Raw genomic sequence first — 15,941 nt, 5'->3', positions numbered from 1 at the left:
CATTATGGACTTGAAGATGTTAAAGAAAGAATACTTGAATTTATAGCACTTAAAAAACTTACAAGTACTATGAAAGGTCCAATACTTTGTTTAGTAGGACCACCAGGAGTAGGGAAAACTTCAATTGCAAAATCAATAGCTAGAGCCTTAGATAGAGATTTTGTAAGAATGAGTCTAGGTGGAGTAAGAGATGAGGCAGAAATAAGAGGGCATAGAAGAACATATATAGGAAGTATGCCAGGAAGAATTATAGCCTCTATGAAAAAAGCTGGAACAAAAAATCCTGTGTTTTTATTTGATGAGATAGATAAGGTAAGTAGTGACTATAGGGGAGATCCTGCAAGTGGGCTTTTAGAAGTATTAGACCCCGAACAAAATAAAGACTTTACAGACCATTTTTTAGAAGTTTCATTTGACTTATCCAAGGTATTTTTTGTGACCACAGCAAATACTATCAGCTCAATTCCGGCTCCATTATTAGATAGGATGGAAGTTATAAATATAAGTGGATATACAGAAGAAGAAAAGATAGAGATATCTCAAAAATATTTACTGCCAAAACAAATTGAAGAACATGGATTAAAAGAAGAAAATATAAAGGTATCTAAGGCAGTAATTGGAGAAGTTATAAGGTTTTATACTAGAGAAGCGGGAGTAAGAAATTTAGAAAGGAATATAGCAAACCTTATTAGAAAAGCTGCTAAACGTATAGTTGAAGAAGATCTGACAACAATAAGAATAAATAGAGCTAATCTTTCTAACTATTTAGGAGCTCCCAAATATAGACAAGATTTAATGGAGAAAGAAGATCAAATAGGTGTTGCCACAGGTCTTGCTTGGACTCAAGTAGGTGGAGAAACTCTTTCAATTGAAGTTAATACTGTAAAAGGTACTGGGAAAATTCAGCTTACAGGTAAACTTGGAGATGTTATGAAAGAATCAGCTATGGCTGCCATTAGTTATATAAGGGCAAATTCTAAGATGTTAGATGTAGAAAAAGACTTTCATAAAAATATGGACATCCATATACATGTACCAGAAGGAGCAATACCTAAGGACGGGCCTTCTGCTGGGGTTACTATGGCAACAGCAGTAGTATCAGCACTTTCAGATACTCCTATTTCTAGAAATGTAGCTATGACAGGTGAAATAACTCTTAGAGGTAGGGTCTTACCAGTAGGTGGTATAAAAGAAAAGGTATTGGCAGCACATAGGATGGGAATAGGAAATATACTCATTCCTTATGAAAACAAAAGAGATATAGAAAAAGTATCTGATAAAGTTCGTAAAAAGATAAGTTTTAAATTTATGAAAAATATGGACCAGGTATTAGAAGAAACTTTAGTAAAGGAAAATAAAAAATATGAAAATAATTAATAGTGATATACAAGCTATAGCCGTAAAACCTGAGCAGTATCCAAAAGATGACTTATCAGAAATAGCTTTTGTAGGTAGGTCTAATGTAGGTAAATCTTCCTTTATTAACTCTATATTAAATAGAAAAAACTTGGCAAGAACAAGTGGTAAGCCAGGTAAGACAAGAACAATAAATTTTTATTTAATAAATGAAGAGTTTAGATTTGTAGATCTTCCAGGATACGGATATGCTAAGGTATCAAAGAAAGAACAAGATAAGTGGGGATATATAATAGAGGAGTATCTTACTTCGAGAGAAAATTTAAAAGAAATAGCACTTATAATAGATATAAGACATAGTCCTACTGAACAAGATTTAATGATGTATGAGTGGATAAAGTCTTTTGGTTATGAAGGAATTGTGATTGCTACAAAATTAGATAAGATATCAAAGGGAAGTTTGCAAAAAAACTTAAAAAAAATAAGTGAAAAGCTAGGTATGGAAGATAGAAAAACTATAATCCCATATTCTTCTATAAATAAAACAAATCTAGAAAGAGTTTGGGAAAGGTTTAAATCCTTAATATAAAAAAATTAAAAGACCAACCTTGGTTGGTCTTTTATGTATTTATTCTTTTTCAAATAAATCTTTCGTAGCTCCACATATAGGACATACGTAATCTTCTGGTAGATCTTCAAAAGCTACACCAGGCTCAATATCTGAATCTGGATCTCCTTCTGCTGGATCATATACCCAACCACACGGTTGACATACCCATCTTTCCATTTTAACAACCCTCCTAATTTTTGCATATAATTAATATACCCTGATTATAGCAAATATAACCATTAAATACAATTATTTTTTAAAGGTTACATAAATATAAATTGGGTAGAATATAAACATAGAATATTTTTATTGGATGTGATAAAATGGAGTATACTTATAAAGGCTCAATCTATAGTAATTTAGATTTAGTTAAAAATTTTGTAGAAAATATATTAGAAAAACTGGACAAAATAATAAATGATGAAGACACTATATTTGATGTAAGACTTATCATGAATGAACTTATAATAAACGGTATCTTTCACGGTAATGAATATATAGAATCTAAAACAGTTCAAATAAAGATAGAAGTAAAAGAAGATAAAATAATGATACATGTAAAAGACGAAGGGACAGGTATACATTATGATTTTGAGTCCTATAACCCAATGGACTTCAAGTGTAGAGGAAGAGGTCTTGTTTTAGTAGAAGGTCTTTCCGATGAACTAATTTTAGATGAAAATAAGGTGACAGCAATAAAATATCTTTCTTAGTTAAATTATTATATATTAAATTTTTCAAAGGGTATCTAAAAGCTGGCATTAAGAAGTATGCCAGTTTTTCAATGTTTTTTACTATAAGTTAAAAAACTAATAAAAAATAAATAATTTTAAAACTATTTATTTTAAAAGAGAGGAATCAATTATGGAAAAAGCAAGAGAAGATGTAAGGAATATAGCTATAATAGCCCATGTAGACCATGGTAAAACAACTCTAGTAGATAGCCTATTAAAACAATCGGGTGTATTTAGAGAAAATCAAGAAGTAAAAGATAGAGTAATGGACTCAGGTGATATAGAAAGGGAAAGAGGAATTACTATCCTTTCTAAAAATACTGCAGTTAATTATGAAGGTACAAAGATAAACATAATAGACACACCAGGCCACGCTGATTTTGGTGGAGAAGTAGAAAGAGTACTAAACATGGTAAATGGGGTAGTAGTACTTGTGGATGCCTTTGAAGGACCTATGCCTCAAACTAAATTTGTTTTAAAAAAGGCCTTAGAATTAAAACATCCTGTCATAGTTTGTATAAATAAAATAGACAGACCTGAAGCAAGACCTGAGGGTGTAATAGATGAAGTACTTGATTTATTTATAGAACTAGGTGCAGATGATGATCAGTTAGATTGTCCTTTTGTATTTACTTCAGCTAAACAAGGAACTTCAAGTTTAGATTCTAAAAAACAAGAAGAAAATTTGAAACCATTATTTGAAACAATAATGGAATATATCCCGGCTCCAGTTGGGGATTCGGAAGAACCACTTCAAGTTTTAGTATCTACTATAGACTACAATGAATATGTAGGAAGAATAGGTATTGGAAAAATAGGAAGAGGAACTATCAATATAAACCAAGATGCTGTACTTTTAAATAAGCTTGATCCAGATAAAAAAGAAAAGATTAAAATCGGCAAATTATATGAGTTTGAAGGTTTAGATAAGGTAGAGGTTGAAAGTGCACAAGTTGGAAGTATAATAGGTATAGCTGGTATAGCAGATATAAATATAGGAGATACTATTTGTCCAGTAGACCACCCAGAAGCTCTTTCATTTACAAAGATAAGTGAACCAACTTTATCTATGACATTTTCTGTAAATAATAGTCCTTTTGCTGGAAGAGAAGGAAAGTTTGTAACATCTAGACAAATAAAAAATAGACTATATAAAGAACTACAAACAGATGTAGGACTTAGGGTTGAAGATACAGATGCTACTGATGCTTTTAAAGTATCAGGTAGAGGAGAACTTCATTTATCTGTTCTTATAGAGACTATGAGAAGAGAAGGATTTGAATTTCAAATTTCAAAACCAGAAGTATTGTTTAAAGAAGAAAATGGTAAAAAGATAGAACCTATAGAAAAGGTAATAATAGATGTATCTAATGATTTTGTAGGTTCAGTGATAGAAAAACTTGGAAGAAGAAAAGGCGAGCTTGTAAGTATGACAGAACCGACAGGTGGATATGCAAGGCTTGAATTTACAATACCTTCTAGGGGGCTAATAGGATATAGACAAGAGTTTATGACAGACACTAAGGGTAATGGTATTATAAACACTATATTTGATGGTTATGCACCTTATAAAGGGGAAATACCAAAGAGAACTGTAGGATCTATTATTGCATTTGAGACTGGTGAATCTACAGCATATGGACTTCATTCAGCACAGGAGCGAGGAGTTTTATTTATAGGTGCTGGAGTTCCAGTTTATGCCGGAATGGTAATAGGAGAAAACCCTAAAGGATTAGATATAGAAGTAAATGTAGTAAAGAAAAAACAACAGACAAATGTTCGTGCATCAGGTTCTGATGACTCACTTAGACTTTCACCTCCAAATATAATGAGTTTGGAAGAAGCATTAGAATTTATAGAAAAAGATGAATTAATAGAAATTACACCACTTTCTTTTAGAATTAGAAAGAGAATTTTACAAGCTAACAAGAGATATAAGTCTAAAAAATAAATAATATAATAGGTGATCAATTGAAAAATATTATAGATAATTATTTGCTTCTTACTAGTAGTTTACTTTGGATAAATATAATATTAGCATTTTTATTAGTAATATTTGAGAGAAAAAACCCTACATCTACTTGGCTTTGGATAATGGTATTAACATTTATTCCAGTATTAGGGTTTGTTCTTTATCTTTTCATAGGACAAGATTTATCTAGACAGAGAATATTTAAGGTGAAAAAAGAAGAAGACAGTTTTTTTAGAAATATAGCTAGAGAACAAAAAAATCAAATAAGTGAAGGTGAATTTAAACTTAAAAACCCTAACTTATATAGATATAGAGATTTGATAAAAATGCATCTTATGAATAGTGAATCTTACTATACTGATAATAATACTGTAGATCTTTATTTTAGTGGTGAAGAAAAATTTAAAGCTCTTTTGAAAAGTTTAAGAAGTGCTAAAAACTATATTCATATAGAATATTATATTTTTAAAAATGACGATATAGGTTCAAAAGTTATAGAAATTTTAAAAGAAAAAGCAAGAGAAGGAGTCAAGGTAAGACTTTTAATAGATGGTATGGGTGGTAGAAAAATAAACAAAAATACTCGTAAATCTATTATAGATTCTGGAGTTGAGCTTGCAGTATTTTTTCCACCCTTTGTTCCTTGGATAAATGTTAGAATAAATTATAGAAATCATAGGAAAATATGTATCATAGATGGCAAAGAGGCATTTATGGGTGGATTTAATATAGGTGATGAATATCTAGGAAGATCTAAAAAGTTTGGAAACTGGAGAGATACACACATAAAGATAAAGGGATCAGCTATTAGCTCTCTTCAATGGAGGTTTTTTTTGGATTGGAGATTTGCGGCAGGCGAAGAAATAAAATCTTCTCAAAGCTACCTGCATGAAATAGATGAAAACAATAATGTAGGTATACAAATAGTATCTAGTGGTCCTGACTCAAAATGGCCAAGTATAAAAGATGGTTATATGAAGATGATATCTGATGCTAGGGATAAACTATATATAGAAACTCCTTACTTTATACCAGATGAAAGTATATTTGAAGCTTTAAGATTAGCAGGACTATCTGGAGTAGATGTAAGGATAATGATTCCAAATAAGCCTGATCATCCATTTGTATATTGGGCTAGCATGAGCTATGTTGGAGATCTTTTAGAAGCAGGAGTCAAGGTTTACACATATGAAAATGGCTTTTTACATTCTAAAGTTATGGTAGCAGACGAGGCTATATCTTCGGTAGGAACAGCAAACCTAGATATTAGAAGTTTTAGATTAAACTTTGAAGTAAATTCTTTTATTTATGATCAAGATGTCAATAAAAAACTTACAAATAGATTTATAAAAGATTTGGATTTATGCACAGAAATAACAATGAGAAATTATGAAAAAAGATCAAAATATATAAAATTTAAAGAATCATTTTCAAGACTTTTATCACCTATGCTTTAATATAATAATAATAAAATCATCTCATGGTTAAAATAACTTTGAGGTGATTTTTTTGAATTATAAAAATAAAATAATTATATGTTTTTTAATACTGGTAGTATTAGTTGGATGTAAGAGTAAATCGTATAATAAAGATAGTATAAAGAAAAAAGATCTTGCCCCAAAATCTTTAAATGAATTAAATAAAGAAATAGATCTTATTATGGATAATGTAGGCAAACTAGAAAAAATTAATTTGGGGATAGATGTAGATGATAAGGATAAAACTGATAAAAATGAAGATCAATCTGAAAAAGAAGATGAAAGTGATAAAGCAGATGAAGATAAAAAATCTGATACAGCTTCTCAAAATGTAGAGAAAAATTCTGAAGAAAATAAAGAAAAGACAGATGAAGTAACAAAAGAAGAAGAGAAAGATAAAAAAATAGAAAAAACCTGGAAAGAAATAGATAAAAGTTTAGAAAAATTATATAGTTTATGGAATGAATATGGAGTTAAGGCTAACAAAAAAGGTGCTAAGTCTGAAGATATGGATGAAGTAGAAGATTCACTTAACAAGCTGACAAAGGCTGTAGAGGATAAGGAAATATTGACAGTATATAATTACGGCAGTAAGACTTTAAAGCTTTTAGATCCCTTTTATAGCCTCTACAGAGATGAAATAAATGGAGAAGTATCGAAACTTAAGTATATGATATATCAATATCATATTAATGGTATAAAAGGCTCTAAAAATACAGCCTTACTCTTTATATCTGATAGTGAAGATGAGATAAATAAAATAAGGTTAAAATGGAAAGATAAAAAAGATAAAGATGAAAAAATAGAAAAAATATCATTTGGATTTAAAAATCTTCCAGAAGCATTAGATGAAAATAGTAGAAAACTTTTAATACTAAAAAAAGATACTTTAATAAAAAATATTAACGATTTAGAAAATTAGCTTAGAAGGCTAATTTTCTAAATAATATAAAATTTAAATTATTTAAAAATAGATAGAAGTATAATTAAAAAAACAATTACAAAAAATATACTTATAAGCCAGTTTAGAGTTTTTTTACTTATAAAAAATAATTTCATATATTACCACTCCTTTTAATATCCCTAATATAATCTATTTAACTTGACAAAAATATATACCAAAATTATACTAATATTTGTTTTTTTATATTAATTAGTATAAAATACAAGTTAGCTATAATATATTGATAATTATAATAGGAGAAATAGGAGGATTTTTATGAGTATTAAAATTATTACTGATAGTGGATGTGACCTTCCACAAAACTTAATAGAAAAATATGATATAGATCTTGTACCTATCTTTATACTTAAAGGTGAAAAAGAATATAGAGATAAAATAGATATAATGCCTGAAACAGTATTAGAAAATATGGAGGAAGGAGTAGCTTATAAAACTTCGCAAGCAACGCCCGAAGTTTTTATAAAAAAATTCACAAAATATATAAAAGAAAACAAAACAATCATTTACCTAGCTTTATCATCTGAATTATCAGGAACATATGAAAGCTCTGTAATTGCAAAGCAAGCTTTAGAATCAGACTATCCTAAGGCCGATATAAAGCTCATTGATACAAGGTCTGCTTCAGGAGGACAAGGATTTTTAGTATTAGAAGTAGCTAAAATGGTAAAAAACAATATAAGTAAAGATTTGATTTTAGAAAAAACAAATAAACTGATAGAAAATATTGAGCACATATTTACAATTGATGATATAGAATATTTATATAGGGGCGGTAGAATATCTAGAGCCCAAAATATTATAGGTGGACTTTTAGGTATTAAACCTATACTTTGTGTAAAAGATGGTAAACTTGAACCTTTAGAAAAAGTTAGAGGTAAAAATAAGCTATTAAAATCTATGATAGATATTATAAAAGATAAAAAAGGAAGTACCAATATTAGTAAACAAACTATTATCATAACTCATGGTAACAATTTAGATTCTGCTAAACAATTAAAAGAAATGATAAAAGATAACTTTGAAGTAGAAAATATTTTAATAAATACCATAGGAGCTGTTATAGGTGCTCATGCAGGACCAGGTACATTAGCTGTTTTCTTTTTAAGGAATAATATATAAAAAATTAAAATAAAATGATATGGATCTTTATATATAGGGTATAAGTTATACAATAAAATAAAAGATTAAATGTTAGGATGATAATATGAAAAACGTAGCCGCTTTTTTTGATATTGATGGTACTATATTTAGAAATTCACTTATGATAGAACATTTTCAAAAACTTATGAACTTTGAAGTTATAGATCCAGCTATTTGGTATACAAAGGTAAAAGATGTATATTTAGAATGGGAAAGAAGATATGGAGATTTTGAAAATTATCTTGAAATATTGGCTGGTGTTTATTTAGAGGAATTGAAAGGAATAGATAAAGCTTATGTAGAATTTATAGCGGCCCATGTAATAGAAGTAAATGGTGATATGGTTTATAAATATTCAAGAGACCAAATAGATTTTCATAAAAAAGAAGGTCATAAAATTTTCTTTATATCTGGAAGCCCTGATTTTTTAGTTTCTAAAATGGCTGAAAAATATGATGTTACAGAATATAGGGGATCTTTATATAAAGTGGATGCAGAAAATAAGTTTACAGGTGAATTAATCAGAATGTGGGATTCATCAAGCAAGCAAAAAGTATTGGATGAATTGATAGAAAAATATAATGTAGATTTAGAAAAAAGCTATGCATACGGAGATACTACTGGAGATTTATCTATGCTTAAATTGATGGGAAATCCTGTAGCTATAAACCCTAATCTACCTCTAGTAGAGGCGATAAAAGAAGATAAAGATTTAAGTGAAAAGACTAGCATAATATTAGAAAGAAAAAATGTAATATATAAAGTAGATCATACTGTAGAAATTTTAAAATAAAGAAAGGTCATATGACCTTTCTTTATTTTTACTATTTTTGCTTTTGCTGTTCTTGTTTTTGTTCTTGCTTTTGCTCTTGTCCAGAAGACTGTTGCTCACTTTTTCTTTGTTTTTGTTTATTTTTTTTACCCTTAGCCATATTTATCACCTTCTTAATAAATTTGTACAATACACTAATAGTATTTCAAAGATTAGAAAGTTTATACATTTATTTATAAGTTCTCTAATTCAGTGATAAATCTGGACGTTTCTTTCAAACTACCATTTATATATTTGGAAGAGAGTAAAGTTAGATGTTTTTTTGCTCTAGTCATTCCAACATAAAATAGTCTTCTTTCTTCTTCTAAATCATCTATGTCTCCATTTTCAAAATCATCTATACTGTTTGCACTTGGGAAATTCCCATCAATCAAATCAACTATATAGACATTTTCAAACTCAAGCCCCTTTGCACCATGTATAGTAGAAAGGCGTATACCTTCCTTATTATTATGGGAGTTTGCACAAAGTTTCTTTAAAGAATCTAATTTTATTAGGAGTTCATCCAAACTTTCACAACTGCTACTTATCATTTTCAAATAGAAAAGTAGTGTTGAAAGGTTGTCGTATACATATCCAAATTTAACGGAATTATCTTTAAGATACGATCCATATTCAAGATTTGATTCTATATAATCTATTGCATCTTTTACATTGAGCTTAGATAGTTTTTTAAAATCTAACTTTAAATTTCTAACATTTCGCCTATGGTATTGTTTTATACCAGGAAAGTCCATAATTCTATCAAAGACATTTAAATTTTCATTTAGTGTTTTAGCATAGTTTAGTTGTTTTTTAGAAATATATCCCTTCATTTTATAATAAAACTTTTCAAACAAATCTATACGTTCTGGATTTTTAGAAAAATTTATAAAATCTATTATATCTTTTATAACCCAATGGTTAAAAAACTTTAAATTTTTATCCTGAGTAGAAAAAGGTATATTATTTTGAGATAAAACTTCTATAAGACCTATAGAAGACAAATTGTTCCTATAGAGAATACTTGTATTATTAAAGTCTTTATCCTCCATATCTTTTATTAAATAATTATATTGATCATTTAAAAATTTCACCTTCACTATATTTATAGGTTCCATATTTGAATTTTCAGTGAAAATATCTTTTTTATATCTTAAAGTATTAGTTTTAATAAAATCATTACATGTGTTTACAATATTGCTAGAAGATCTATAATTTTCTTCCATAAAATATATACTTCCATCCTTGAACTGACTTTTAAAATTTAGTAGTCCCTTAGGATAGGCCCCTCTAAATCCATATATAGATTGATCGTCATCTGCTACAATAAATAGATTGTTTTTAGGATAGGCTATTAGCTTTATTATTTCAAGTTGAAGTCTAGAAGTATCCTGTCCTTCATCGACTTGTATATATTGATATTTTTCCCTATATTTACTTAAGAGATATTCATCTTTGTTAAGTATTTCCCAGGAAATACTTAACATATCGTCGAAATCTAGTAAGTCATTTTCGCGTTTATAAGTTTCGTATTTATCATAAATAGTTTTAAAGTTACTGATATCTATTTTATACAATTTTAAAAACTCATCTACATCTAACATCATATTTTTAATATAACCTATAGAGTTTAAGAGAGATTCTAGTTTTTCTTCTGTAATATAAGTTTTATTTACATGAAGATATAGATTTTTAAGTAATATAAATTTATTTTCTCCCTTATTTCCTTCGATAAGCTTATATTTTTTACGATTTCTATATGAATATTCACTTATTAACCTATAGCAAAAAGCATGTATAGTTGAAAAATGTATATTTTTAGAATTAACTTGTGGGAATGAATTTATAAACCTATTTTTCATATCAAGGGCCGATGCCTTACTAAAAGTAATAGAAAGAATCTTTAATGGATTTATATTTAAATGTTCTATAAGATTATAAGTTCTATGGATTAAAACAGTAGTTTTCCCTGCACCGGGAACGGCTAAAACAAGAGCAGGTTTTTTTATGTGATTTACAGCATTTGACTGTTCTTTACTAAGTATCAAATTTATTACCTACCTTTACTTATACTTTTACATATATTTTATATTAACATATAAATATCTAATCTTAAAGATAAGACCATTAAGTTTTAATTTACATGAATTTGGGAATATTATATAATAAGGATAAAAAGAAGGTGAAAATATTGAAATACATGCTAAAAAGATTTGATACCTTTTTTATAAAACTTATAAATGGAAAGATGAAAAATAAACTTTTAGATAGTATCATGTATAGAATAACAGATATGGGAGGTGCTATCTTTACAAGCATTTTTTCATTGTCTCTTATATTATTGGGAAATAATTTTATAAGGTTTGTTGGTATGGAAGCTATAGTTTCTATGACGCTGAGTCAAACTATAGTTCAAATTTTAAAAAGAGGATTTGGTAGGGAGAGACCCTATAAAATGGTAAAAAATATAAATACCTTTAAAATAGAATTAAAAGACTATTCTTTTCCGTCGGGACATACTACAGCTAGTTTTTGTATAGCTGCAGTACTTTCTTTAAATTTTCCCAAACTATCTATTTTTCTTTATATATGGGCACTAACAATTGGAATATCTAGAATATACTTGGCAGTTCATTATCCAACTGATGTTGCAGTAGGTATAGTTCTTGGAGTAGGATCTGCTTTCATAGTTCACTTTTTTTTCTTGGAATATGTGAATAATATAGCAAAATGGTTTTCCTTAATATAGAAATAGTATATAATGATATATATTAAAACAAATAGGAGGGGCAAGATGATTATAAAAAATTTTTTAAGAAGCAGAAGATCAGTAAGAGAATTTAAAAACAGACCTTTAAATCCAGATACACTTGATGAAATTAAAGGAATATTAAATGCTTTAGTAGTAGGTGAAGATAGAGAACATATAAATCTTAGTTTATATGAAAAAGGGGAAAACATATCTACTAAACTAGAAGGAAAAGCAGGTTACGCAGGAGTTATGATAGATAGCCCTCATTATATAGCTCTTAATTTAAAAGATAAAGAAGATAAAACTTTAATAGAAGCAGGATATTATATAGAAAAACTTGTAACTGAACTTGTAAACTTAAATTTAGCTACTTGCTGGATACAAATTGAGAATGTTTCTGATGAGTTAAAAAGAGAAATATTTGGTGAAAAGACAGACCATGTTGATTATCTCCTAGCATTTGGAAAAGAAAAAAGAACAAATCCTTTCAATGAAAAACCTTATAGCATAAAAAAAGGTGTAGAAGAAATAGTATATAATGAAGAAATTGATAACAATTTTTTAGTTGAAGAATTAGAAAATAAAGGACTTATGGATATATTTTATTATATAAGATTTGCACCATCTACTAAAAACTTACAACCATGCAGATTTTTAATAAAAGATAATAAAGTTGAACTATTGATAAGATATATGGAGTGGTATGAATCTATACTAATAGATGCAGGAATAATGATGTATTACTTTGAAAAACTTGCAAATTATCAAGGAATGAATAATAAATGGCAATTAGTAGATTCTAAAGAAGTAAAAACTTCTGAAGATATTTATAGAAAAGTAGCAGAATACAAACTTTAAAAGCACCCTAGGGTGCTTTTTTTATATCTTTTAATTTATACTTTTATGATTGACTTTTTTAGAACATAAAGTTATAATATAACTAACGTATGAATAGACATTCATATGTAGGCTTTAAAAAGGAGGTCCTAAAATGGAAAATGTAGTTCTTGAACTGGAAGGGCTCAATTGCGCAAGTTGTGCTGGGAAAATTGAAAAACTTTCAGGAGATTTAGATGGTGTTGAAAACACGAGTCTTGATTTTATTAGTAAAAAACTTAAGATAAAAATATCTAAAGACAGTGATAAACAAGCGATTATAAATAATATAATAGGTATAATAAAAAAACTTGAGCCAGATGTTAAAGTACATGAAGAATCTATAGGTGGAATTTCTTCGGATAGTAAAGATAAGGAAGCTAAAGATCATGAATATAAAAGTATAATCAGAATATTAATTGGTGGAATAATATTTTTAATTCCATATTTATTTAAATTTGAAGATACTACTAGATTTATGTTTTATTTAACAAGCTATATCATAGTAGGACATAAGGTTATAACAATAGCTTTTAAAAATGTTATAGCTGGTGTTCCCTTTGATGAAAATTTTCTTATGACAATAGCTACTGTGGGAGCTTTTGTCATTGGAGAGTATCCAGAAGGTGTAGCAGTTATGCTATTTTATAATATAGGAGAACTATTTCAAGATAGAGCTGTAAATCATTCAAGAAAATCTATAAAGGCCCTTATGGATATAAGGCCTGACTCAGCTAATTTAATAGTAGATAAACATCTTAAAAAGGTAAGTCCAAATGATGTTCATATAGGTGACTATATAATTATAAAAGCAGGTGAAAAAGTTCCCTTGGATGGAATAGTAGTAGAAGGTGAATCTTCACTAGATACTTCAAATATAACAGGTGAATCAGTTCCTAGAAAGATAAAATCAGGAGAAGAAATTATTTCAGGAGTAGTAAACAATCAAGGACTTTTAAAAGTAAAGGTAAGCAAAGAATTTGGAGAATCAACTATTTCAAAAATATTAGACTTAGTTGAAAATGCTTCAAGTAAAAAAGCTAAAACAGAAAATTTTATAACAAAGTTTGCCAAATACTATACTCCGGCAGTTGTTTTTATAGCACTTGGAATAGGTGTTATACCTACAATACTTGGAATAGGCCAAGCTAGTGAATGGGCATATAAGGCTTTTGTATTTTTAGTTATATCTTGTCCATGTGCCTTAGTTATAAGTATACCACTTGGATTTTTTGGAGGAATAGGAGCAGCTTCAAAAGAAGGTATACTCATAAAAGGAGGAAATTATTTAGAAGCTTTAAACGATGTAGACACTATAGTATTTGACAAGACAGGTACTATAACAAAGGGAACTTTTAAGGTAACAGACATATTAGCTTATGAAGATTTTTCTAAAGAAACTGTACTTGAAATTGCAGCACTTGGAGAAAGCTTTTCTAATCATCCAATAGCAAAGTCTATATTAGAATCATACCATGGTGAAATAGATAAAAATAGAATAGAAAACTATAAGGAACTTTCGGGAAAAGGAGTTTCTGTAGATATAGATGGAAATAATATTCTTTTAGGAAATAAAAAACTTTTAGAAGAGGAAGGAATATCAATAAAAAAGAGTGATACTATAGGAACAATAGTTTATATAGGAAAAGATAAGAAACATATTGGAACTATAATCGTATCAGATGAATTAAAAGAAGACATAAAAGAAACTCTTGTCGATCTTAAAACAAAAATGGGAATAGATACTACTATTATGCTTTCTGGAGATAATGAAGGTACTACTAAAAAGGTTGCTAATATTGCAGGTATAGATAAATCCTTTGGTAATCTTTTACCAGATGATAAGGTTAGATTACTGGAAAAGACTATGAAAAATAAAAACAATAAGAAGAAAACTATATTTATAGGAGATGGAGTAAATGATGCTCCAGTTTTAGCTAGGGCGGATATTGGTATTTCCATGGGGGCGCTTGGTTCAGATGCTGCTATAGAAGCTTCTGATATAGTAATAATGACAGATCAAATATCCAATATATCTACAGCTATGAAGATTGCTAAAAAAACTAAGATTATTGTAATCCAAAATATAGCACTTGCTTTAGGTATAAAACTGATAGTTTTATCTTTAGGCGCATTTGGTTTTGCAACTATGTGGCAGGCTGTATTCGCAGATGTAGGAGTAACTGTATTAGCAGTGCTTAATTCTATAAGAGCCTTAAAAGTAGAGTAATAGACTCTGCTTTTTTTCTTGTTTTATGATACACTTAGAGTAGATTTTTTAGTAGAGGTGTTAAATTTGATTGATGAAAATATAAAATTACAAAAAAGAAAAAACTATGTACTTCTTGCAGAAAAGTCTTATTTAGACTCTAAGAAAAAAAAGGCAATTGGATTTTATAAAAAAGCTTTAGAATTTTCCAATAAAGATGAATATATAGATACTCTTTTCAATATTGCCTTAATATATGATGAGTTAGAATTCTTTTCAGAATCTATAGGAACTTATAAAAAAATTTTAAATATAGATAAAAATAAACCAGGGGCCTATTATGGCATAGGTATTATAGAAGAAAGACTTGGAAATCTAGATAGAGCCTTAGAATATTTTTTTAAAGCAATTGAAAAAGATAAAAACTACGATAGAGCTTATTATTTTGCAGCCAATATATACGATTTAAAGAATGAAAAAGAAGAAGCCATAAGATTATATAAAAAGGTAATAAGGTTAAAAGATGATGATTATCATGCTTATAATAACCTAGGTTCTTTATATGAAGAAATGGGAAAATATGATCTAGCTTTTAAAATGTTAAAAAAGAGTGTGGATATAAATCCAGAATTCTACAAATCACTTTTTAATATGGGAGTTATATATAATAGATTAAAGAGTAAAAAAGAATCTTTAAAATATTATTATAAAGCCTTAAAATATAATAAAAAGTACCATTATATTTATTTAAATATATCTGCTATTTATATTGAAAATAAAGAATATAATAAAGCTATAGATATATTGACAGAAGGAATAGAAAACAATCCAAGTAAGGAAGATTTATATTACAACAGAGCCTGTTGCTATTCCATACTTGAATTTGAAGAAAAAGCTATAAAAGATATTAGAAAAAGTCTTATACTAAATCCTTCAATTATAAGATTTGTAGAAAAAGACAAAGACTTTTATAATTTATATAATAATAGAAACTTTAAAAAGATAATAAAGAAAATTAAATAATAAATATGTATTG

14 protein-coding genes are annotated in these 15,941 nt (G+C 28.1%); 12 read left to right on the top strand and 2 right to left on the bottom strand.

Annotated elements, in window-relative coordinates; all coding sequences use genetic code 11:
• On the top strand, nt 1-1,377 hold a 1,377-nt coding region (gene lon, locus ACTHW2_RS01455), incomplete at its 5' end, for an endopeptidase La (protein WP_442261940.1).
• Nucleotides 1,364-1,945, top strand: a complete 582-nt coding sequence (yihA, locus tag ACTHW2_RS01450) for a ribosome biogenesis GTP-binding protein YihA/YsxC (protein ID WP_442261939.1) — start codon at nt 1,364-1,366, stop codon at nt 1,943-1,945. The genes lon and yihA, both read left to right, overlap by 14 nt.
• A 39-nt stretch (nt 1,946-1,984) precedes the next feature.
• Here yihA and rd read toward each other — a convergent pair whose 3' ends face one another.
• On the bottom strand, nt 1,985-2,143 hold the full coding sequence (gene rd, locus ACTHW2_RS01445; RefSeq protein ID WP_442261938.1) for a rubredoxin: 159 nt from the start codon (nt 2,141-2,143) through the stop codon (nt 1,985-1,987).
• A 146-nt stretch (nt 2,144-2,289) separates the two neighbouring features.
• On the opposite strand from rd, the gene ACTHW2_RS01440 reads away from it, so the two are divergent.
• From ACTHW2_RS01440 to ACTHW2_RS01415, 6 genes are all read left to right on the top strand, one after another.
• On the top strand, nt 2,290-2,679 hold the full coding sequence (locus ACTHW2_RS01440) for an ATP-binding protein (protein WP_442261937.1): 390 nt from the start codon (nt 2,290-2,292) through the stop codon (nt 2,677-2,679).
• 151 nt (nt 2,680-2,830) lie between these two features.
• Nucleotides 2,831-4,651 carry a translational GTPase TypA gene (typA, locus tag ACTHW2_RS01435; protein ID WP_442261936.1) on the top strand — a complete coding sequence of 607 codons (1,821 nt, stop codon included), beginning with the start codon at nt 2,831-2,833 and terminating at the stop codon, nt 4,649-4,651.
• Between the two features lie 20 nt (nt 4,652-4,671).
• Nucleotides 4,672-6,129, top strand: a complete 1,458-nt coding sequence (gene cls / locus ACTHW2_RS01430) for a cardiolipin synthase (protein ID WP_442261935.1) — start codon at nt 4,672-4,674, stop codon at nt 6,127-6,129.
• A 52-nt stretch (nt 6,130-6,181) separates the two neighbouring features.
• Entirely contained in the window at nt 6,182-7,072 is an 891-nt protein-coding gene (locus ACTHW2_RS01425) for a hypothetical protein (protein WP_442261934.1), read from the top strand.
• A gap of 297 nt (nt 7,073-7,369) precedes the next feature.
• The gene (locus tag ACTHW2_RS01420) at nt 7,370-8,233 is read left to right on the top strand and encodes a DegV family protein (protein ID WP_442261933.1); all 864 of its coding nucleotides are present in this window, start codon (nt 7,370-7,372) and stop codon (nt 8,231-8,233) included.
• Nucleotides 8,234-8,318: 85 nt separating this feature from the next.
• A complete protein-coding gene (locus ACTHW2_RS01415; protein WP_442261932.1) occupies nt 8,319-9,047 on the top strand; it encodes an HAD family hydrolase in 729 nt (242 codons plus the stop codon).
• Nucleotides 9,048-9,259: 212 nt separating this feature from the next.
• Here ACTHW2_RS01415 and ACTHW2_RS01410 read toward each other — a convergent pair whose 3' ends face one another.
• Entirely contained in the window at nt 9,260-11,116 is a 1,857-nt protein-coding gene (locus ACTHW2_RS01410) for an ATP-dependent helicase (protein WP_442261931.1), read from the bottom strand.
• 152 nt (nt 11,117-11,268) lie between these two features.
• Between ACTHW2_RS01410 and ACTHW2_RS01405 the strand changes: the two genes are divergently transcribed.
• The 4 genes from ACTHW2_RS01405 (at nt 11,269) to ACTHW2_RS01390 (ending at nt 15,928) form a co-directional block, all read left to right on the top strand.
• Nucleotides 11,269-11,817: a phosphatase PAP2 family protein gene (locus ACTHW2_RS01405; protein WP_442261930.1), complete on the top strand. Its 549-nt coding sequence runs from the start codon at nt 11,269-11,271 to the stop codon at nt 11,815-11,817.
• A gap of 45 nt (nt 11,818-11,862) precedes the next feature.
• Complete coding sequence (locus ACTHW2_RS01400; protein WP_442261929.1) at nt 11,863-12,678, top strand: nitroreductase family protein; 816 nt, start codon at nt 11,863-11,865, stop codon at nt 12,676-12,678.
• 133 nt (nt 12,679-12,811) lie between these two features.
• Nucleotides 12,812-14,926, top strand: a complete 2,115-nt coding sequence (locus ACTHW2_RS01395) for a heavy metal translocating P-type ATPase (protein WP_442261928.1) — start codon at nt 12,812-12,814, stop codon at nt 14,924-14,926.
• Between the two features lie 18 nt (nt 14,927-14,944).
• On the top strand, nt 14,945-15,928 hold the full coding sequence (locus ACTHW2_RS01390; protein WP_442261927.1) for a tetratricopeptide repeat protein: 984 nt from the start codon (nt 14,945-14,947) through the stop codon (nt 15,926-15,928).
• The last annotated feature ends 13 nt before the right edge of the window (nt 15,929-15,941 follow it).

The organism is Tissierella sp. (assembly GCF_052089545.1).
GTDB lineage: Bacteria > Bacillota > Clostridia > Tissierellales > Tissierellaceae > Tissierella_A.
Note: the sequence above shows the minus strand (reverse complement) of the source record. Positions and strands in the feature narration are given on the sequence as shown.